This window comes from Lysinibacillus odysseyi 34hs-1 = NBRC 100172 (assembly GCF_001591965.1).
GTDB lineage: Bacteria > Bacillota > Bacilli > Bacillales_A > Planococcaceae > Lysinibacillus_B > Lysinibacillus_B odysseyi.
Map to the genome: position 1 here is coordinate 121,694 of NZ_BCVX01000010.1, position 21,515 is coordinate 143,208.

Genomic DNA, 21,515 nt, shown 5'->3' on the forward strand with positions numbered 1-21,515 from the left:
TGTTATGAATAATGAAAACTATTCTATTAGTAGATGATGAACAGCGGATGCTGGATTTAATAGAGCTCTTCCTCACCCCGACTGGTTTTAGATGCATCAAAAAGACAAACGGCCAGGATGCCATCAGCGTCTTGCAAAAACAGGTCGTCCACCTCATTATTTTAGATTTGATGATGCCAATCATGGATGGATGGGAGACATGCAAAAAAATTCGGGAATTTTCTGCTGTTCCTATTATCATGCTGACAGCAAGGGCCGAAAAGGCTGATTTGGTTAAGGGACTAAACACAGGAGCCGATGATTATATCACCAAGCCGTTTGATGAAGAAGAGCTGGTAGCGAGAGTCAATGCTCTGTTAAGACGCAGTGGTCTCATGCAGCCGCAGGACGAGAAACTACTATACGAAGATTTCGAACTGAATAAAGAAACGTTTTCCCTTCACCATCAGAAATCCACCGCCCAGCTGACATTAAAAGAATTTCTAATTATTGAAGCCTTATTATCTCGTCCATTAAAGACATTCACAAGGGAGGAACTTATGAATATTGCCTGGGAATTTGATGCATTTATCGATATACGTACAGTAGATTCCCACATTCGGAATCTACGGGAAAAATTGCGGAAGGCTGGCTTTCCGATGGAAAAGTTCATTAAAACCGTTTGGGGAATCGGTTATAAATGGTCATAGATAAATGCTCCCCCTCTTGCCATGTATTTTATGAGTTTTAAATAATATCTACTCGCTAGTCAATACGAAAGGAATTGCTATGTACAGCCTATTATCCGAATTCAGCCAATTGGTGAGTAACCCTTTATCCGTATACTTACATAATTTTAATCATTCTCCCTTAATCTCTGCCTTTCTTCTAGGGTTGATCGGTTCTATGGCACCTTGCCAGTTAACGGGAAATATTAGCACCATTACACTTTACGGAAGCCGAACAGTTCAGTTGAAGGAAATAAAGGGGGAGGTACTCGCCTTTCTTTTAGGAAAAGTGATTACCTATAGTCTAATTGGCTTTTTTGCCTGGATGTTCGGACAAGCTTTTGAAACGGTAATTACTGCCTATTTCCCCCTATTTCGTAAAGCGATTGGACCGCTTCTTATTCTTACAGGTCTTGTTATGCTTGGGTTTATAAAACTTAGATTTCTAACTAGTTTTTCAGTTTTTGAAAAATACTTCACAAATAAAGGAAAAGCTAATTCGTTTTTGCTTGGGATCTGTTTTTCTATCGCATTTTGCCCAACGATGTTTGTTCTTTATTTTGTATGGCTCATGCCCCTAGTCATTTCCTCCCCAGCGGGTCTCGTACTGCCGGGTATTTTTGCTATCGCTACCTCTCTTCCGCTGCTTTTGATATTGTGGCTGCTGGCACAATTCAAGAAAAGGAAGAGTATTATGCAAAAAAGCATGGCTATCGGGAAAGCTGTCCAAAAGGTTGCAGGTATACTTATTATTTTATTCGGCATTCTAGATACTATCATGTATTGGGGAATATAGGAAAACCACTAATAGGTGAACGTAAAAGGTGTATTTCCTTCAATTATTTTCTGCACAGTATTTGCAAACATAATGGCTAATATATAGAGTGTAACGCCTAATTGAGGAGGGAAAACTATGAAGAAAAAAGCAGCATTGGGATTTCTAACATTCACCTTAGCCTTTACACTTGCTGCCTGTGGTGAGGAAGAGAAAGAAAAAGAGCCCACAGCGGCTGATGAGCAAAGTGAACAGCAGAAAAGTGGTCATTCGGATATGGAGCATTCCACTATGGATCATTCAGGGTCCGGGGAAGTACCAGAAGGTCTGGCAGAGGCAACCAACCCTGCTTATCCAATAGGCAGTAAAGCAATCATGCACGCAGATCATATGGAAGGTATGAATGATGTAGAAGCGACAATCGTCGGTGCTTATGATACAACAGTCTACGCTGTATCATATACTTCTACGGTTTCTGGGGAAAAAATGGAGAATCACAAGTGGGTTATACATGAAGAGCTTGAAAATCCCGGCGATGCTCCTCTTAAACCAGGCACTGAAGTGACACTGCAGGCAGATCATATGGAAGGCATGGAAGGAGCACATGCTGTGATTGACTCGGCAGAAAAAACAACTGTATACATGGTTGACTACACTTCAGCAAATGGAGAAAAAGTAACAAACCATAAATGGGTAACAGAGAGTGAGCTTGCATCGGAATAATAGCTCCTGGAAAAGCTTTTCTGTTATAGCAGTGCCGCGCTCTTCCTTTTATTTTGAGGAAGAACGCGGCATTTTTCATACATTAAAGATTCCCTCTCTTACCTTTATTTCCTGTAAACCATATTGTAAAGGCCGTTAAAATACAGCCGAACTGCATTACTTAAATCTCCGGCACTCCATACGGTTGTAAAAAACATCAAAAGAGACTCAGCCTTTTGCATAGTAAGCAGGGAGACATTTATCCGGCTATTGGACAAGAACAAGGACATACAATAAATTGTAAAAAAAATCGGAGGCTGATAGTATGTCTTTAGTTCCGTACGACCCGTTTAGACAATTAGCTAATATAAGAAAAGAATTTGAACGTTTATTTTCTACATTACCAGTTGCTTTCAATTGGGAGAACAGTCCTTTCCATCAGATCAATATTGATATCCATGAATCGGATACGGAAGTTATTGCCATCTGCGATCTTCCCGGAATAGAAAATAAGGAAGATTTGCATATTCATGTGGAAGATGAACTGCTGAGCATCGGCGGCACCATTCATACAATGCATGAAGTAAAAAAAGAAAGCATGTATCGTCAGGAACGTTATTCAGGCAGTTTCCATCGAACAGTCACTTTGCCTAGTCCTGTTTCCGGGGAAAATATAAAAGCGGTGTATAAAAATGGTGTTTTAGAGGTCAGAATGGTAAAGACGTCAAAAAAGAAAAAACGCCGTATTGATATAGACTTTAATTAACAGAATTCGGCTACTCGCTGACATTCACATCTCTCAGCTGGGCAGGACACGTTTTCTTTTTCGTGTCCTGCAAGAAACGAAGAAAATCGTTACTTTTCAGTTTTAAGTATTATAGTTGACGGATAGCAAACGTCCATGGTATTATTATCTCGAATTCGAGATATATCTTTTTGAGATAATATCTCGTTTCACAATAATCGTTAATTAAATTTCTTTGTATTATAAAAAATTTTACACATTTACCTCGAAATCGAGATAAATGTAAAGGAGCTAAAACTATGGATCATTTAAAAGGCATTCACCATGTTACTGCCATTACGAGCAGCGCTGAAAAAAATTATGAATTTTTCACTTATATTCTAGGCATGCGTCTTGTAAAGAAAACGGTGAACCAAGATGACATTCAAACATATCATTTGTTTTTTGCAGATGACAAAGGCTCAGCCGGGACAGATATGACGTTCTTCGATTTTCCGGGCATTCCGAAAGGTTCTCATGGTACAAATGAAATTTACAAAACAGCTTTCCGTGTACCGACAGACGCTGCACTGGAATATTGGGTAAAACGTTTTGATAAATATAAGGTAGAACATACCGGAATTAAAGAGTTATTTGGCAAAAACACACTCTCATTTGTTGATTTTGATAATCAGCAATATATGCTCATTTCAGATGAGTACAATAACGGTGTAGCATCTGGCACACCTTGGCAAAAAGGACCTGTGCCACTCGAATTTGCGATTACAGGATTAGGACCGATTCATGTTCGTATCGCACAATTTGATTATTTTAAAGAAGTCTTAGAAAAAGTAATGGAGATGCAGGAAATTGCACAGGAAGGCTCTCTCCATCTATTCGAAATGGGAGAAGGAGGAAATGGAGCTCAAGTAATTGTTGAGCATAATACTATCCTTCCAGTTGGCCGCCAAGGCTTCGGCACAGTACATCATGCTGCTTTCCGTGTACATGATACAGATGTATTGCATAAGTGGATCGAGCGTATGCAGGGCTTTGGATTCAATACATCCGGTTACGTAGACCGCTTCTTCTTTGAATCCCTTTATGCACGTGTAGCACCAGGTATTTTGTTTGAATGGGCAACAGATGGTCCAGGTTTCATGGGAGATGAGCCTTATGAAACAGTTGGAGAAATCCTATCATTGCCACCTTTCCTTGAAGCAAAACGCGAACAAATCGAAAGCATGGTGCGCCCAATCGATACGGTAAGAAGTACACGGGAATTTGAAAAAGAATATTTGTAAGGGAGTAAAAAGATGGGCTTTTTTAATAAACTTTTTGGAACAGAAACAAATAATCCGGAGGTAGATAAAATGGAACAATTGAACATAGGTATTATCATTGGCTCAACTCGTGAAGGACGTGTAAGTCCACAAGTAGCAGCGTGGGTAAAAGAATTAGCAGACAAACGCGGTGACGCGAACTATACAATTATTGATATTGCAGATTATAAATTGCCGCTTTTAGGTGAACCAGGAGCTGATGCATCTGGGGCAGCGGCATGGTCGGAAATCATTGCGAAGCAAGACGGCTTTATCTTCGTCGTTCAGGAATACAATCACTCTATTACAGGAGCGCTGAAAAATGCTCTGGATTACCTTCGTGCAGAATGGAACAATAAAGCAGCAGGTATCGTCTCTTACGGTTCTGTAGGCGGAGCTCGTGCAGCAGAGCACCTTCGCGGTATCTTAGGTGAATTGTTAATAGCAGATGTTCGAGTACATCCTGCGCTGTCCCTATTTACAGATTTTGAAAACGGCACTGTCTTTAAACCGGCACCTGTTCAAGCGGATTCAGTAAATCAAATGCTGGATCAATTACTGCCTTGGACAAAAGCCTTATCTACAATACGTTAATTATATCGAAAATTCATTCGTTAGCATCACAGCAACAAGCGTCAGCGAATGGCTGATATCTTTTTCTATCCAAAAAGGCGGCATGCTTTTTCATGCCGCCTTTTCACTTATTTACCAAAGTTTAACCACCGCTCCTGCTGGAACAATTTTGACAAGTTTTCCAAGTGAACAACAAAAGTTCGGAGCTTTTTTACAAATAGGGTTGTTATCTTCAGACTTCTTCCCCCTTTAGTAACCGTAACGTTAATAAATTTCCCTAGATAAGTAAGCAGCTGTCAGTATTTCGTACACCTCATTACCATACCCTCCCTTACTGTGCAGAGCTGCCCAGAAGGCTGAGGTATTTCTTTTTGGACAGAGGGAAGGAAGTTAAGCATACTCCTGCCCTCTATTTTTTCTACGCTTACTTTGTACTAACAAATACGAATATTTCCTGTCATTTTACCTAATAGGGCCCTGCTTCCTGAAAAAATTATAAACGGCTGATACAGGCCGCTTGATTATTCGCTTTCAATACACATTCCATTAACTAAACTGCCCAGGCTATTTACTGGCTGGAGGAACGTCCCGCTACTTTTGAGAACGCTCCTTCTCCAATAGCTCAAAAAAGGATGGCAACTCCTGAAAATTTTTCAGCTTCAGATCTTCTAGGATTTTTAAAATAATTTCCTGCTCGAGGTCTGCTCTATTCTGTAAATCTGTCTGTTGGAGTTCTTTCTGAATTTTCGGCCTGAGCAATTCCAGCAACTCTAAAGGCGAAATTGAATCGTTCATCTATTTACTCCTTACCATTAGATTTAGCGCCGGCCAATTCGCTTGCCAATTCTTGTATCGTACGTTCCAACCCTTCCACCCTTTGCTCCATTCTGTGCAAAAGATATAAGGACACAACAATGGGGAAGCCGATATTACTGATAAAATCAACTAGATTTTCATAACCAGCCATCAAGCATTCGCCTCACTTTCTTTAAAGCATTATTTTTAGATTTCGTAATGGCCTGCTGGGATACATGCAGCCTTTTGGCTATTTCGGTATCAGACATTTCCTTAATAAAAGAAAGGTAAAAAATTTGCTTCTGCCGCTCATTTAATGTAAGAATTGCATTGTAAATCGCCGGATTTTGAATAAAATCACCAAGCTCCTTTTCGATTTTTTCCTCAAACATCGTTGACGCAGATTCATCCTCAATCAGCTCCTTTAATGATACCGAGCTATATCCCCCGCCTTCATGTCCCTCATTTGCCGGCCGATCAAGAAACAGTATATTTCTATGTTCAAATAATCTTCTCTTTTTATCATAATGAAGAGCGGTAAAGTGGATCGTTTTAGAAAAATAAGAGACTGCACGAACCTGAGCGTAAAATTGTGAAAAATGTTGATCGATTTTCGTTTTGAGATGCTCTTGTTGGGTCTGATTATATTGTTTGTAAAGCTCCAGATGCTCCTCATTTGCCAAAAAAGCCTTTAAAATCGGATTTTGAATCTCTCTAATTTTCATCTTAACTTTACCTCCTTTAACAGAACATATGTTCTGTATTATTATCATTATAAACTACTTTGACTTAATTAATAAGAGTATAAATACTAAATTCGATCATTAGAATAGTAAAATAATACAATTTTAGGATTTTATGAATGACTAAAGAAGCGCTTATGCTGCATTTTATGAGGGGAAATTGAATATTTTTAAAGAGCTTTTTCAAAAACTACCTAAAAGCCATGGAGCATCTATTGCTAACAACTTATTAGTCATCCCGTTGAAGGTTTATGTACTAATTAAAGTAATATGAAAGGAAGAATAAACAACCCAAATATCCAAACAAAAGGAGAATAGACATACGAATAATGAAAAAATAGTACTTATAAGTCATTTTTCATTTTCCAACGCGAAATACTTTTGAACCAATAAATACATAGAGAAATCAACGTAAGAGGGAAGGCTGATTACATCCTGTCTTTTTACAATAAGACGCAAAAATTCACCTTTGGTTACAGCGGTACAGAAAAACTCTTATCAGCAGAATTCCACTTTTATAAATTGGTAAAACAGCTGATGTATATTTCTTTCTTCTTACTTATATCTATGTGACAGCGTTTGAATACTTGAAGTTGTTTAAAGAAGCAAAGAGATCTGAAATGATACTATAAAATCGCAGCGGCAGCCCCGATGGAAGCCTGCCGCCGAGGAATATATATGTACTTAGGGCATTTACTTCATACGGCAATTAGCCCCGCCCTATATTATTTATGGAAATTTCTTTGAGGGAGAAAATTTAGCCTTGCCTTTTTGTAAAATCTTTCAAGCTGCTTAAAATAGTCAATCAGAAGGAAAAGCAGCAAGCCTGGTACTCATGGAATACTAGAAGAATGAATTACCACCTCTGCCGTTTGGATATGGAATGCTCCATTTCGGAAAATGCTTATACCTCCTTCTTTCAAAGCGTCTGCTTGGCGTCTTTAAAATATCCTTCTCTTTTCATTCATATCGAATTCCTTGCGACATCTCCTCCAGTTTTTCGTAATCTATAATGCGAATATTCCTCCGTGATTTATCAATAACTCCCTTCTCCGTCAAATCATGCAATATACGGTTCAAATGCCGATGTGTCGTACCAAGTAAATCAGCCATTTCCCCAATATTACCCGTCTGCAGCTCTGTCCCGAATTCATTTCCGGGTGTTGAAATCGATAATAAGTAGCTCGCTAATCTATTTTCTACGGAGGATAGTAAGTTTACACGGGAAGCTGTTGTGAGCGTTTGCAGTTTATAACTCAAATGTTGTAACAATTCCTGCAGAAATGCGGGATTCGTCATTTCATGCTTATAAATATAATCAAACGGCAATGCGATAAAAAGGCACGCTGTCACGGCCGTAATTTGGGATTGCACCGGTATATGACGAACAAGCTCTAAATCGCCAATAAGAGCCAAGGGATGATTAAACCGAAGAAGCAGTGATTTACCTGTCTCCACACTTGATGTCGCTTTTAATCTCCCCTCAACTAAGTAGAGCAGCTGCTTCATCTCCTCCCCTTCCCGTAATATGATTTCCCCTTCCATATAAGCCTGCAGCGTAAAAGGACGCTGCTTGTTATCATCAAAAATTTGTGTCAGTTCATATTCTGCTAATTTCTTGTGTAGAAGAGAAGGATTTTCAATTATTTTCATATAATAAACCCCTTTTTGGACATATGTCCTTTTCATTATAGAAAGAATTGTTATGATGATAGTAGTAATAAGTCCAAACAATTGTTTGTGACTTCTTTTTTATGGGAGAGGTAGAGGTGCAATGATGAACAAGAATTTACTATATCCCCTACTCATTGTGATTGGTTCAAGCTCTTACGGAATTTTATCTACTATGATTAAAGTGGCCATGAGTCATGGTTTTACGACCGAAGAAGCAGTAACGAGTCAATATGTGATAGGTTTTTTATTAGCTGTCATTATTTTAATCGCGACACAACGTTCTTTACCTAAAATATCTGGTAAAGGTTTTTTAATTATTATGATTTCCGGCTTATTGACTGGGACAACAGGGATTGTATATGGACAATCCGTTCACTATTTGCCAGCGTCACTTGCAGTTGTCATGCTGTTCCAATTTACATGGATCGGACTATTTTTGGATTGTATAGTCCATCGCCGCCGTCCGACAAGACCAGAGTTAATTTCTCTTGTCTTTTTAATCAGCGGTACAATTCTGGCTGCTGGTATCTTAGATGTCGATTTGAGCGGACTGGACTGGCGCGGCTGGGCATTCGGCATGGCAGCAGCATTTAGCTTTGCCTGCTTCATGCAGTTTAACTCAAAGCAAGTCGAAGGCATTTCTACAATCGGGCGTATGACGATTATGTCTCTTTTCTCCATGCTACTCGTCCTTTTATTCCAAGCACCCGAAGTAGTAACAAATGGTAAGCTATTTACTACAGAACTGCTGTACTTCGGAGTGGCACTTGGGCTGTTCGGTATTATCCTGCCTATCCTTTTATTTACGGTGGCCGTACCAAAAGTCGGCGGGGGGGTAGCCTCTATACTAAGTGCAGTAGAGCTGCCTGTAGCAATTTTAGCATCCGTCATTGTATTGCATGAAATGCTGACAAGCCTACAAATCTTCGGTATCGTTCTTGTGCTCTTCGGCATGACGTTACCTACGCTGCTTCATAACCGTAAACAGGCAGGCAAGCTGGAGAATGCTTCTTCAAAAGAATAGAATATCAAAAGATAAGAAAAACCCCTGAAAATGGCACTTTCCGATGTGTCCATTATTCGGGGGTTTTTCTATTTAAACTTCACACATTCCTCTGCATATTTTCCCCTTTTCCCAAATAAATCCATCGCTTTTCTTCCTCATAAAAAATCATGCGCTATTTAAAGCATAAATTATTTCTATATAGGGAAGCCTTGTAAGGAAAAAATGAAGGAGATGCTCTATATGTTCGAAAAGAAATTGGCACTTCATGAAATGATGGAGTTTCATGAAGTGATTAACTTTATGACGACCTCTCTACTCAAATCCAAATTAAGACAAGGGGTCGTGTTTGATCAGGACTTGCGTAAACTATTAGACAAGAATGTGAAATTAACAGCTCCCGCCTTGCAGGCATTGCTGAAGCTCTATGAAAAATCAGAACTGGAATATTAATCGGAGGTAAGGATATGGAAGACTACTTAGATCCTATCAATTCTATCCATATGCCTGAACTAACAGATTCAGGTATCGCCCTTGAGCTTTTGCTGTCACTAAAAACAGGTGTTCGAACACTATCTATTTCTTTGACAGAAACTGCTTCACCCGCACTGCGCAAACTAATCAAGCTGCAGCTTGATGCCATGATTGAACTATATTTTGAGACATCGGAGCTGATGATGAAAAAAGAATGGCTAAAACCATACGATCTTCACCAGCAAAGGGAGCTCGATATAAAATCTGCCCAAAATGCTATTGATATTGCCAGCCTGGACTTATTCCCGGAAGACATGAACCGAAAGGGATTGTTCCCAACCCCGCCTAAAGAATAAAGATGAAGAGAGGGATTTTTTAATGAAAGCCGTCACTTATCAAGGAATCAAAAATATTCAGGTTAAAAATGTGAAGGATCCAGAAATAAAAAAATCCGATGACATTATTATTAGATTAACGACTACTGCGATCTGCGGTTCAGATTTGCATTTATTGCATGGAATGATTCCAAATATCGGTGAAGATTATATCATCGGCCATGAACCAATGGGAGTTGTAGAGGAAGTCGGCAAGGATGTCACAAAGGTAAAAAAAGGCGATCGTGTCATTATTCCTTTTAACGTCGCATGCGGGCAGTGCTGGTACTGCAGCCATGATTTAGAAAGCCAATGTGACAATGCGAACGAAAATGGAGAAATGGGCGCCTATTTCGGGTATTCGGATACAGCAGGCGGATTCCCGGGTGGCCAGGCGGAGCTTATGCGTGTGCCCTACGCCAATTTTACTCCGTTTAAAATTCCGGAAAACAGCGAGGTTCCGGATGAAAGTCTTGTGCTGCTTGCTGATGCTGCTACAACTGCCTTTTGGAGCGTAGACAATGCCGGTGTGAAACCGGGAGATACAGTCATCGTCCTTGGATGTGGACCAGTCGGGTTATTGGCCCAGAAATTCTCCTGGCTAAAGGGCGCAAAAAGAGTGATTGCAGTCGATTATATTGGTTACCGGCTGAAACATGCGAAGCGTACAAATAATGTAGAGATCGTAAATTTTGAGGATCATGAAAATTGTGGTGAATATTTAAAAGAAATGACAAAGGGCGGCGCCGATGTTGTCATTGACTGTGTAGGTATGAGTGGCAAGATGACACCAATGGAGTTTCTTGCAACCGGATTAAAGCTGCAGGGTGGGGCTATGGGAGCGATTGTTACAGCAAGTCAGGCCGTTCGAAAAGGCGGCACTATCCAGGTGACAGGAGTGTACGGGGCACGTTACAATGCTTTCCCGCTGGGTGATATTTTCCAGCGCAATGTAACTCTTCGTACCGGACAAGCACCTGTCATCCATTATATGCCTCATATTTATAATTTGATTGCTGAAGGGAAAGTAGACCCGAGTGATATTATTACACACGTACTTCCTCTCGAACAGGCTAAACATGGATATGAAATTTTCGACACGAAACAGGATGATTGTATCAAGGTACTTTTAAAGCCCTAGAAAAGAGGGAAAATTGCTCTTTTAAAGTTAATCGGAAAATAGGAAAGAGGCGTACAGTTATCAGAAGAATCATTACCTGTCTGCTCTCTAGCAAATATCTCTATCCCTATCACAAAGAGGACGTCTCTATATACAAACAGACGTCCTCTTTCTCCTATCATCCATATTATAATTATGTGTAATCTATTCCTCAGAGCTTTCTAAAAGTGCCATCGTCAACATTTTCGCGAATTGTGCACGTGTTACATTTGCTTTCGGCTTGAATGTGCCATCCGCGTATCCACCTACGATACCCGCTTGTTGAAGCGCAGCAATACCTTCTAGGGCAATTGGGTCAATATTGTTTTTATCTTTAAAGGCCGTTCCAGCCGCAGTAGCTTCATAGCCGTATCCTTGCATTAACGCATATGTGACTGCTGCTACTTCCTCACGGGTAGCCGGCTTGCCTGGATTGAAATCGGCATCATCAAAAATATCAAGCAGGCCGTAATCATCCAGAATGGAGATTTCTTTTCCAGCCCAATGTTTTTCAATATCATTATAATACGTATAGCCTTCAAACTCATCTAACGTAAGCCCCGCAGCGCGGAAAATCATTACAGCCAGCTGTGCACGTGTAATATGTCCGTTTGGATTGAACTTCGTCTGTGATTGCCCGTTAATTACGCCAAGCTCATAGAGGAATTGGATGTGGCCTTCATCCCAATGGTTCAGTGTATCGTGAAAGTACCCTCCATCACGCTCCAGCTTTACTCCTCGGCTAAACACATCGAAAAAGATTGCTTCATCAGCCGCAGATAGCATTTCCCACTTCTTTAAGTATTTCACTTCTTTTTTCGAACTATTACCTTGTTTCGTAATTCTTATTTCGATACTATCACCAAAAGTATCGCGAATTTGTTTCTCATTTTTCAGGAATTCTTCTTTTCCTTCTGCGTAGAGGTTCTCATCATTTTTATAGCTCTCAATAATGGTATCTACACTCGCTTTTAAGATAAATTGATTTACTGTAACAGCCGTGACCTCATATCCAGGCTGATCATTAAAAAACTCCGCTAAGTTAAATAACTTATACTGCTCTTCAAATGATGCCTGATGTACTTGTGCTACTGTTTCTGCAGCAAATACAGGTGGTGTGAACGTTTCTTCCTTAGCCGCGGCAGCTCCGCTAAATGATCCAAATAAAATTGCCGTAGCAAGTGACACTGTATATAGTCTTTTCTTTACCATGAAATATCCCCTTTTCTTTTATTAATGCCCCTCTTAATCTTGAGACCTTTTTCTCTCACAGGCAGACGGGGCCGATTATCCTAAGCTTCCTTCCCTTCATCCCAACCTTTACGATATATTAGTAAAAACATCAATATATGACTGCTTAACATTATCGATGAAGAGAATAATTTATGCCTCATATAAATGTAAATATTATACATAAATAAAACAACAGGATAAATTACCATTTTATTCGTAAGTCTATAGGTATAGCTTGAACGATAAACCGTCTTGCTGAAAAATGAAAAGGTTCTTTACGAAAACCTTGGTTAGTCCGCTAAATGAAGAGGAATTAATAAAAAATAAAAGGAGGGAGTAAAATAAGCTTATAAATAGTCCTTACTTAATAAAGTCAGAAAATCATTATTAAAGTTATAACAATATCATCAGGTGCTGCTCTTACGTTGAAAAATGTCCTATATAGCCGCTATGATGATAAGTGGTTATAAGAACATATCATTTTTCAAGCGAGCGAATGATAGGATATTATCCCCTCCCCTCATCTGTCTGACGGATAATGCCCGAAAAGCTTCCCTGCCATACTTTCTTTCCATGCTGGTTATCACATAAAAACACTGCTGTGATCGCCGTCCTCTTTCTATCTTATCTTTCATATTGTTTAATTTCCGTATTACAAATAATCGGGTCGCCAGTAAAAATGGATCTTAAAAATTCGAAGTCCATCTTCCTCCCCAGTACATTATTGCCGCCCCCTACCTTCGTTGGAAAAGTCGCCGTTAACAGTCCCTAAACAACAAGCCGTTCCTGTTCATCCGGTGCTATGTGGTGAATCCCCTCATCCCCTGAAATCTTTGTAAATAGCTCAACGTCTTTTTGAGTAAACGTCCTTTGAAACGTGATGACTTCCTCTACTTGTAACGTCATATAAAATTCTCCTCCGATTATTAAAACAAATTAACTAAATATTCGGAATTTACTTATCATAATCCTTTGCTTTCAAAGGTATTTAATGAAAATACATAGTTAGGCAGAAAAGAAGAGAAACTGCTTTGTATATCGCCAATCAAGAAAAAACCTGCCTCCAACTTTACTGAAGGCAAGTCTCCTTATTCATGTAATAATGTCATGTATTAAATTATGCATCTTCTTCAGACTTGTATTCTAAAATGTCTCCAGGTTGGCATTCTAATGCTTTGCAAATTGCCTCCAACGTTGAGAAACGGATTGCTTTTGCCTTTCCATTTTTCAATATAGAAAGATTGGCCATTGTAATACCAACCTTCTCTGTGAGTTCTGTTACACTCATTTTTCTTTTAGCCAGCATCACGTCAATGTTAATAATAATCGCCATTATTTCACCTCAGACCGTTAGATCATTTTCTGATTTTATATCGATGGCATTTTTTAATAGCTTTTGTAAAACAGCCGCAAAAACCCCCACTGCCATACAGCCAAAAATAATAACCATACCAATGACGATAATACCCGGCGCATCATCCATCTCTGCCATGAGATATAAGAGCGGCATAAATACTACATATAGAGCCCCGATTGTAATAGCACAATATTTGATATTTTTTAAAGCCTTTACCGACAACTCCGAAAATGCCTCGTTCTTATCAATATAGCTTAACAATTTTAAAGAATGGTACAGTGCACAGAAAAATACGATTGCTGTTATATATAACCCAATTAAAAAGGGATATTGCAAATAAGCAAACTCCGGGTTTAGTTCGGCGAAAAACTCAGCTATCTTCGGTAATAAAAATATGCACGCTGCCAGGACTGGAAGACTCATAAGAACAATAACAAACTTCAAAAAAACTGTTTCCCTTTTCATAAAAGGCACCTCACTTATTTCGGATCACTTTGAATGTAACACACCATTTATCGTTTTACAATAAATTTTTATTCTTTTAAATGAAAAATATGAAGAAGTGATTTTATAACAACATAAAAAAGCATTCCTCATTACATCGAAATGCTTTATAAGAAATCAACATTATTCATGTTTGCAGGCAATGCTCTAATTGAAAAGGACGGCTATCTTAAAAATCAGCCGCCTCATTCAACCTATGAAATAAAATGCTTTTATCACACTAAAACGGATGGGCTGACTTTCTTACCTATAGGTTTTCTACCCAATACCGCAGGAATAATCAGCGGAGTGGCATCTAACGGATTATCAATTACTTCACAATCCATCTCAAACACATCAAACAACAGTTGCTTTGTCATAATATCTTCCGGTGCTCCTTGGGCATATACTTCCCCATCCTTTAATACAATTAAATGCTCTGCATAACGCACAGCCATATTAATATCATGTAAGACTAAAATAAATGTTTTTTGCTGCTCCTGATTTAATTTATAGACTAAATCAAGCACTTCAATTTGATGAGTCATATCTAAATACGTCGTAACCTCATCTAGTAAAATGATATCTGTATTTTGGGCCAAACACATAGCTACCCATACGCGCTGCCGCTGTCCGCCTGATAATGAATCAACATTTCGGTCCTTTAGATCCCAAACATTTGCTAAATGCAAAGCTTGCTCTACAATTTCTGTATCTTCTTTCGTCCAGGAAGAAAATAATGAATGATGCGGAAAACGCCCTTGCTTAACTAAATCAAACACAGTAATGCCTTCAGGTGTAATTGGAGATTGAGGTAATATGCCCAGTTGCTTTGCTAACACCTTTGTGGGAATCTTATGAACGTCTTCTTGATCAATATAAATCCCGCCTGCTGTCGGCTTTAATAGTCGTGCAATTGCTTTTAATAATGTAGATTTACCGCAGCCGTTTGGGCCAAGAAAAATAGTCACTTTCCCTAAAGGAATAGACAACTGTAAGTCATCAAAAATCTGATGATCATCATATTGAATTTTGACATGATCTATTTTTATATCGCGCATAAAATTTACCTCATTTTTTAAGTATTTACAGAACATATTTTATATTATAATATTACTAATTGTAAAGGATAATGATAATCATTATCATTTTTCTAATCCACTATTTGGAGGGACTTAAGTTGAAAAAAGGATTGTATATGTTTCTATGCGCTTTAGTAGTATTGGCATTGGCAGCGTGTGGAAATACTGAAGTTAATACAAGTAAAAATAAAAAAGAAAGTACAGACAATGAATCTATTACTGTCTCAGGTGTGAATGGTAAAGTCACTTTGCCGAAAGCTGCAAAAAAAGTAGTTGTATTAGAGTACACATATGCTGAGGACATGCTCGCTTTAGGGATGCAGCCAGTAGGTGTAGCAGATATAGAAGGTTTTAATAAATGGGTAAATATTAACGAAAAGCTTGATAATACTGTAGTAGATGTTGGCACGCGTAACGAACCTAATCTAGAGCAAATTGCATCTTTACAGCCTGATTTAATTATCGGAATCTCATTCCGTCATGAAGGAATTTTAGCGGACTTAGAAAAAATTGCTCCAACTCTATTATTTAACCCCTACCCAGCCGAAGAACAGAACCTCTCACAGTATGATGAAATGTTCCAAACGCTTGATGTGATCGCGAAGGCTACAGGAACTGAAGCAAAGGCTGAACAATTAAAAGAAGATGTAGATGCAAAAATAGAAGAAGCTGCATCAGCGGTTTCTGCTGCAGAGCTGACTACAAAAGAGTTTTCGCTTGTTCAGGCGTTTACTGGCGCAGAAGCCCCTGAGTTCCGTGTGTTCACAAAAAACAGTATGGCATCAGAACTTTTAGAAAAAACAGGGTTAGCAAATGCTTATGAAGCACCTCAATTTGAAGCGTATGGATATTCTACGCTAAATATGGAGGGACTAACAAATCTCGAAGATGCAAACTTCATTTATGTCATTCAAGAGGATGACCCTCTCCTGCAAACATTAGAGACAAACCAAGTCTGGCAGGGACTCAGCTTTGTAAAAAATGATCAGCTGTACTCTTTAGGCGGGGATGCCTGGTTATTCGGCGGTCCTCTTTCAGCTTTAACTGTATTAGATCGTTTAGCTGGCTCTCTTAGTAAATAAGGACACAGGCTATGAAAAAAGCGAATTATTTTATTCTTTCTATAATGATTTTGCTGGTACTGTCGGTCATCCACCTCATTCAAGGGCAGGCTGATTATACAGTTTCACAGCTTCTGACAGAAATTTGGACTCCGGGCCGCATACAAGATGTCGTTTTGACACTGCGGCTCCCAAGGCTTGCTATAGGGATTATTGGAGGCATGGCGCTTGCAGTTGCAGGAGCCATGCTTCAAACACTTACAAGAAACCCGCTTGCATCTGCAAGTACACTTGGCATTAATGCAGGTGCATTTTTCTTTATTGTGCTATTTGCTGTATTCTTTCCCACATTATTAAGCGAATTTCGCCTTGGCATCGCCCTATTTGGTGCCATTATATCCGCTCTGATGATTCTACTGCTGGCCGGCAGACGAATGGAGCCTGTTCGTGTGGCGTTAACCGGAATGATTATTACCTTGTTCTTTTCTTCTTTAACAGGTACTCTCCAGCTTCTTTATGAGAATGAAACAGGCGGCTTATTTTTATGGGGATCAGGTACCCTTGTTCAGCTGGATTGGTCAGGTGTGCAATTTGCTTGGCCGGTCATTGTACTATTTCTAATGATTGCGTTGCTTTTAGCAAAACAGTTGGATCTATTCCAGCTAGGCGAAGACTTAGCAACATCACTTGGACAAAATGTGCCACTCATGAAATTAATTTCATGGATAGTGGCAATTATATTAGCGAGTACCGTTGTCAGTGTTGTCGGGCCGATTGGTTTTATTGGGTTAATGGCACCCCATTTGGTCAAGCTTTTGGGCGTAAAAAAGCATGGTCTTTTGTTTATCTTTTCTATGGTGTGGGGCGCTATTTTACTCGTAGGGGCCGATGTTGCAGGGCGTTTTATTAGTCCTCATTCTGAAATTCCCGTCGGCGCATTAACTGCTCTCGTTGGTGCTCCATGCCTGCTGTATTTAGCATGGAAAAAAGCACAATTCATGTCAAACGGACAGTCAAAGCTGGGTAACACTGCAACTCCAATGAGACTTTCCTTTAGCCTGTTAGTTGTAAGTATTCTCTTCATTGCTTTGCTATTCATAGCTATTGCTTATAATGGAGACGTGTGGATATTAGATTGGTCTTCTTTTATTATTACTGAATTTCGTCTACCCCGTGTGTTGACAGCTGCTCTAATCGGTATATTACTTGCCATCAGTGGTCTATTATTACAGGGGATATTACGTAACCCATTAGCAGATACAAGTGTAATCGGCTTAACTTCGCTTGGTGGTGCAGGAGGGATGATTTTTCTTGTAGCTCTACCTTCTGTGAGCCTTGCCTTTTTACCAATCGGAATTGCAATAGGGACAATTTTTGCTTTTGTTGCTATCTATTTTATGGCAAAAAAAACCAAGTTCAACCCTGTCCTTGTCACGTTGATCGGTATCGGTCTATCTGCATTTGGCTCATCAATTATTCAAGTACTAACCATTAAAGCGAAGCTTACTGTTACCAATGCACTCGTTTTTTTATCGGGTTCTACCTATGCAACAAACTGGTTAGATTTTAAGCTGGCACTTCTTGTATTAATCCTTATAGCCGCTCCCTCGATATTGCTTAGCCGGTATATAGATATGCTGCAATTCGGGGAGGATACAGCCCAAAGTATGGGTGTGAATTTATCAAAGATTCGAATTATTACATTACTATTTGTAGTAATCTTAACTACATTCACAATTACAATAGTTGGTGTGATTGGTTTCGTTGGCCTTGTCGCACCACATATCGCCCGCCGAATCGTTGGTAATAAAACAAGAGCAGTTTGGCTGCTGGCAAGTATGATAGGTGCCTTTCTACTCGTCCTTGCTGACTTTATAGGTAGGACAATCATTATGCCAAGTGAAATGCCAAGCGGTCTAGTTGTTTCTCTCATTGGTGCGCCTTATTTACTATACTTAATGTACAAGATGAAATAATAAACAGCAGTGGAATGGGTGTACTATATAACTCTACATTTATACTGATAAATACCTGTTATAAATCATAAGGGGGATCTTCTCTTTGGGATCGGCTATGATAGCTTGATTCTATTAAGGGAACGTCTTCCCTTTTTAATGCAATTTCCCCTTTACTAAACCTACTTATAGGCTCTCAAGAAGTTTATTTATTGCCAATATAAAAGAAGCATTCTGAATGAACCATTTGCTTTAGGTAAAACAAATTCTCCTCGATTTAGAAGAATAGATATTGCTTTTACACTTTCTGCTCTGGAAAAATTAAAACTATATTCCCATATTTTTCACTATATTCTTTTTGATATAAATAGAGTAATATCTTCCTGTACAATATATTTTTATGAAGAGAGGTTACATTTTTGAAGGCAATCCGTATTTTATTTGCTTTACTTTTGATGTTTGGACTTTTAGCAACAACACCTGCTTTGGCAGCAGAAAAAACGATTGATGATTATTTCCTTGATGATGTCGATTACGACCACGGGGCATATGAGGAATTAGAACGCTTCTTATACGCAGACATTATCGATGGCTATAAAGAGACAGGGGTTTATGAAGAAGACGGGGAACAATATGAATATACATCCGTTCTTTTAAAACCGGAAAATAGTATCACGCGTGCACAATTCACAAAAATTTTAGTGAACGCAATGAATTTAACACCTGGAGAGATTCAAAAATCATTTCCTGATGTAAAGTCTTCACAATGGTATTACGACTATGTGCAGATTGCCAGCAGCAGAGGGATTATTACAGGGAAAGTAGATGGTACATTTAAACCGAATGATAAAATCACTCGTGCTCAAATGGCTGTCATGATTTATCGTGCATTCCATCCGACTGTAGATTTTTCAGCAACAGGTAAAACTTTCAAAGACGTAACAGAGCGCAACTTTGCTTTTGAAGCTGTTGTTAAAACAGCAGGGGTTGGGATCATTAAAGGATATGGAGATAATTTTAAACCGAATGATTTTGCGAAGCGTTCCCAGGCTATATTAATGATTGACCGGGCATTACATCAAGAAGCCGGTACGGTAGAAGATGAAACAGCAGTAATTCAAACAGTAGACCGCAATGTGACAGAAGAGTTTTTATACTCCGACCAGCAAGATACTGAAGCACTGGAAGCCCTTTACCATGAAACAACAATGGGTTACTATCTAGCCTACTCACTTGATAGCCTCGTTCTATTAGATGATCCTGAATATGCCGGTGAGTCCATGACAATGAAACAAATGGGTGAGCATAAAAGTCACATTATTTCTTTAAATAAACGTTTCGCAGAAGTAAAAGTAGACAACCTAAAAGTGCAGGTTTCTATGAATGAGCCTGATATGAATTTTAATATGACAATCGATTTATCAGGAACTGCCTATTTAAAGAAAACAGAAGATGGAACATGGAAAATTTATAACATGGTCTATGATGAAGATGATTATGAAAATATGTTAGATACGGCTTTGGCTGTTAATTAATCAAAAAAGATTCCCATCTCTTGAAGAGGCGGGAATTTTTTTGATTTACATACTCGAAAAAGTATTCAGTCATTATTTATCAGCTTTCCCTATCATTTGGAAGCCTTTTTAAAATGACTGAACATTATTTCTTCCGTTGTTCTTTGCAGTATACAGTGCATGGTCTGCCTTTCTGATCGCAAGTTTTATTGCTTCTTTTTGATCCGACTGTGCAAGCAGGACGGGCGAGATGCCAAAGCTGGATGTCACATAAATCGTCTGGCCATGAATATGTGCTAAGCTTTCAGCAATACTAATCCTGATTATATTGGCTAGTTCAGAGGCTTCCTTTACATTCTTTCCGGGCAAAAGAATAATAAACTCTTCCCCGCCATAGCGTCCAATTATATCTTGCGGTTCTAAGCTGCTCTTAGCCAGTTGGGCGACATTTGCCAGCACGATATCCCCTGCTTCATGTCCATACGTATCATTGATCTGTTTAAAATGGTCAATATCAAACATTATTAAGGAAGCATACCCTCCCTTTTGTTTAATGAATTTTAGTTTATTAACTGATTGATGCATAAAAAATGTTCTATTATAAATGTTCGTCAAGCCGTCGTAGCTTGCAAGCTGATGAAGTTTCTTCTGCATTTCCACTCTTTCCGTTATATTAACAAACGTAATAATGGTACCTATATTACTTGCATTCTTTAATACTGGAGAAAAACGAACTTGATAATAGGTATTGCGGTTCTCTTCTATCCGTTCATAGTCGCATTCCTCGCCACGACGGATTAATGCGGCAAGCTTTTGATCTTCGGACAATATCTTTTCTATTTGCCTGCCTATGGAAAATGAGTTCAGCATCGGTATTACCTCCAGCATCGCCTTGTTGTAGTCAATAATTTCTCCATGCTGATTTAGCACGACAACTCCTTCAAGCATACTTTCAAACACCTTTTCCCTCGCAATCGGTGCAACGTGGAACATCTGAAAGGAAAACAGCGCCAAACCATGAAGAATAAAAGAAATACTCATAGACACCGGGCCCAGATCAATTCCGTAAGGACTCAAATCGTTTAAATAAAAATGATTTGCCACAATCGGCATAAGCAACCCTGCTACCATCGTCAAAATTTGAAGCCTGAATCGCAGCAGTGATTTTCTTAACTGTAATAATAAAATAACTATACTTATCGATAGGCATAGGAAAAGATAAAGGGCATGAACGTAAAAAAAAGGGCCATATTCAAAATCCACTACCGGAAAAGGCGTATCTTTCCGCAGTCCCACAGATGCATAATATAGATGGTGAAGCTCATTTGTGTGATGGGTAAATACTGTAACCAGCGGGATGCCGAACAATACATATAAAAACGGCCGCTTTATTTTACGGCCGATGTACTCAACACACATGAATAGAATAAAACCAGGAAGAAACGGCATGACCAAATACTCAATTCCTAACCAAAATTTAATTTCCTTCAATGTCGTACTCATCAATTCAAACGCATAAGAAAAAGAGAAAACAGCTGACAGCAAGGTTACAACCATATACTGGCTGCCACCAGGGGCATTTCTTAGTTTTACATATGAAAACAGGCTTAAAAGGAGGCTTAACACCCCGGCAGCGACAATCATTACAACATATACAAACAACTCTTCAGCCATGAATTTCTCCCGTAGTAATTTTCTATTATTATATAACTCTCTTTTTACATATGACTAGTAAGTTATACTTAATATTCTAATATTTAATCCGCCATTCTAAAAACGAGTCCTTTTCATATTTTCAGTTTATT

Annotated in this window: 22 protein-coding genes and 1 pseudogene; 13 read left to right on the top strand and 10 right to left on the bottom strand. The window is 38.9% G+C overall.

Annotated elements, in window-relative coordinates; genetic code table 11:
• Positions 1-11 precede the first annotated feature (11 nt).
• The 6 genes from BOD01S_RS16460 (at position 12) to BOD01S_RS16485 (ending at position 4,824) form a co-directional block, all read left to right on the top strand.
• Positions 12-689, top strand: a complete 678-nt coding sequence (locus tag BOD01S_RS16460; protein ID WP_036152835.1) for a response regulator transcription factor — start codon at positions 12-14, stop codon at positions 687-689.
• Between the two features lie 79 nt (positions 690-768).
• Complete coding sequence (locus tag BOD01S_RS16465) at positions 769-1,503, top strand: urease accessory protein UreH domain-containing protein (RefSeq protein WP_036152837.1); 735 nt, start codon at positions 769-771, stop codon at positions 1,501-1,503.
• Positions 1,504-1,620: 117 nt separating this feature from the next.
• Complete coding sequence (locus tag BOD01S_RS16470; RefSeq protein WP_036152839.1) at positions 1,621-2,205, top strand: YdhK family protein; 585 nt, start codon at positions 1,621-1,623, stop codon at positions 2,203-2,205.
• 304 nt (positions 2,206-2,509) lie between these two features.
• The gene (locus BOD01S_RS16475; RefSeq protein ID WP_036152841.1) at positions 2,510-2,950 is read left to right on the top strand and encodes an Hsp20/alpha crystallin family protein; all 441 of its coding nucleotides are present in this window, start codon (positions 2,510-2,512) and stop codon (positions 2,948-2,950) included.
• 278 nt (positions 2,951-3,228) lie between these two features.
• Positions 3,229-4,212, top strand: a complete 984-nt coding sequence (locus BOD01S_RS16480) for a ring-cleaving dioxygenase (RefSeq protein WP_036152844.1) — start codon at positions 3,229-3,231, stop codon at positions 4,210-4,212.
• Between the two features lie 12 nt (positions 4,213-4,224).
• The gene (locus tag BOD01S_RS16485) at positions 4,225-4,824 is read left to right on the top strand and encodes an NADPH-dependent FMN reductase (RefSeq protein ID WP_052124770.1); all 600 of its coding nucleotides are present in this window, start codon (positions 4,225-4,227) and stop codon (positions 4,822-4,824) included.
• A gap of 570 nt (positions 4,825-5,394) precedes the next feature.
• Here the strand turns inward: BOD01S_RS16485 and BOD01S_RS16490 are convergent.
• The 4 genes from BOD01S_RS16490 to BOD01S_RS16500 form a co-directional block, all read right to left on the bottom strand.
• Complete coding sequence (locus BOD01S_RS16490; protein ID WP_036152847.1) at positions 5,395-5,598, bottom strand: hypothetical protein; 204 nt, start codon at positions 5,596-5,598, stop codon at positions 5,395-5,397.
• A 4-nt stretch (positions 5,599-5,602) separates the two neighbouring features.
• Positions 5,603-5,770 carry a YvrJ family protein gene (locus BOD01S_RS22670; protein WP_081977903.1) on the bottom strand — a complete coding sequence of 56 codons (168 nt, stop codon included), beginning with the start codon at positions 5,768-5,770 and terminating at the stop codon, positions 5,603-5,605.
• Complete coding sequence (locus BOD01S_RS16495) at positions 5,757-6,323, bottom strand: sigma-70 family RNA polymerase sigma factor (protein ID WP_036152849.1); 567 nt, start codon at positions 6,321-6,323, stop codon at positions 5,757-5,759. The genes BOD01S_RS22670 and BOD01S_RS16495 overlap by 14 nt, the downstream gene beginning before the upstream one ends.
• 978 nt (positions 6,324-7,301) lie before the next feature.
• Complete coding sequence (locus BOD01S_RS16500) at positions 7,302-7,994, bottom strand: Crp/Fnr family transcriptional regulator (RefSeq protein WP_036152852.1); 693 nt, start codon at positions 7,992-7,994, stop codon at positions 7,302-7,304.
• 124 nt (positions 7,995-8,118) lie between these two features.
• On the opposite strand from BOD01S_RS16500, the gene BOD01S_RS16505 reads away from it, so the two are divergent.
• The 4 genes from BOD01S_RS16505 to BOD01S_RS16520 all read left to right on the top strand — a co-directional run bounded on the left by BOD01S_RS16505 (position 8,119) and on the right by BOD01S_RS16520 (position 11,007).
• On the top strand, positions 8,119-9,039 hold the full coding sequence (locus BOD01S_RS16505) for an EamA family transporter (protein ID WP_036152855.1): 921 nt from the start codon (positions 8,119-8,121) through the stop codon (positions 9,037-9,039).
• Positions 9,040-9,261: 222 nt separating this feature from the next.
• The gene (locus BOD01S_RS16510; RefSeq protein WP_036152858.1) at positions 9,262-9,471 is read left to right on the top strand and encodes a hypothetical protein; all 210 of its coding nucleotides are present in this window, start codon (positions 9,262-9,264) and stop codon (positions 9,469-9,471) included.
• 14 nt (positions 9,472-9,485) lie between these two features.
• Positions 9,486-9,848: a spore coat protein gene (locus BOD01S_RS16515; protein WP_036152861.1), complete on the top strand. Its 363-nt coding sequence runs from the start codon at positions 9,486-9,488 to the stop codon at positions 9,846-9,848.
• Between the two features lie 22 nt (positions 9,849-9,870).
• Positions 9,871-11,007: a zinc-dependent alcohol dehydrogenase gene (locus tag BOD01S_RS16520; RefSeq protein ID WP_036152864.1), complete on the top strand. Its 1,137-nt coding sequence runs from the start codon at positions 9,871-9,873 to the stop codon at positions 11,005-11,007.
• A 183-nt stretch (positions 11,008-11,190) separates the two neighbouring features.
• On the opposite strand, the gene BOD01S_RS16525 is transcribed toward BOD01S_RS16520, so the two are convergent.
• From BOD01S_RS16525 to BOD01S_RS16545, 5 genes and pseudogenes are all read right to left on the bottom strand, one after another.
• Positions 11,191-12,237 (bottom strand): S-layer homology domain-containing protein, encoded by a 1,047-nt coding sequence (locus BOD01S_RS16525; protein WP_052124772.1) that lies wholly within the window; start codon positions 12,235-12,237, stop codon positions 11,191-11,193.
• Positions 12,238-12,765: 528 nt separating this feature from the next.
• Positions 12,766-13,164 (bottom strand): annotated as a pseudogene (locus BOD01S_RS16530) (enoyl-CoA hydratase).
• Between the two features lie 211 nt (positions 13,165-13,375).
• A complete protein-coding gene (locus BOD01S_RS16535; RefSeq protein ID WP_036152867.1) occupies positions 13,376-13,591 on the bottom strand; it encodes a helix-turn-helix domain-containing protein in 216 nt (71 codons plus the stop codon).
• A gap of 9 nt (positions 13,592-13,600) precedes the next feature.
• Positions 13,601-14,080 (bottom strand): DUF2975 domain-containing protein, encoded by a 480-nt coding sequence (locus BOD01S_RS16540; RefSeq protein ID WP_036152870.1) that lies wholly within the window; start codon positions 14,078-14,080, stop codon positions 13,601-13,603.
• 254 nt (positions 14,081-14,334) lie between these two features.
• A complete protein-coding gene (locus BOD01S_RS16545) occupies positions 14,335-15,159 on the bottom strand; it encodes an ABC transporter ATP-binding protein (protein WP_036152872.1) in 825 nt (274 codons plus the stop codon).
• A 119-nt stretch (positions 15,160-15,278) separates the two neighbouring features.
• On the opposite strand from BOD01S_RS16545, the gene BOD01S_RS16550 reads away from it, so the two are divergent.
• The 3 genes from BOD01S_RS16550 (at position 15,279) to BOD01S_RS16560 (ending at position 19,731) form a co-directional block, all read left to right on the top strand.
• Positions 15,279-16,262, top strand: a complete 984-nt coding sequence (locus tag BOD01S_RS16550) for an ABC transporter substrate-binding protein (protein WP_052124773.1) — start codon at positions 15,279-15,281, stop codon at positions 16,260-16,262.
• A 44-nt stretch (positions 16,263-16,306) separates the two neighbouring features.
• The gene (locus BOD01S_RS16555) at positions 16,307-18,217 is read left to right on the top strand and encodes an iron ABC transporter permease (protein WP_244887326.1); all 1,911 of its coding nucleotides are present in this window, start codon (positions 16,307-16,309) and stop codon (positions 18,215-18,217) included.
• A 398-nt stretch (positions 18,218-18,615) separates the two neighbouring features.
• Entirely contained in the window at positions 18,616-19,731 is a 1,116-nt protein-coding gene (locus tag BOD01S_RS16560) for an S-layer homology domain-containing protein (protein WP_036152878.1), read from the top strand.
• A gap of 108 nt (positions 19,732-19,839) precedes the next feature.
• On the opposite strand, the gene BOD01S_RS16565 is transcribed toward BOD01S_RS16560, so the two are convergent.
• Positions 19,840-21,384 (bottom strand): histidine kinase N-terminal 7TM domain-containing diguanylate cyclase, encoded by a 1,545-nt coding sequence (locus BOD01S_RS16565; protein WP_036152881.1) that lies wholly within the window; start codon positions 21,382-21,384, stop codon positions 19,840-19,842.
• Between the last annotated feature and the right edge of the window lie 131 nt (positions 21,385-21,515).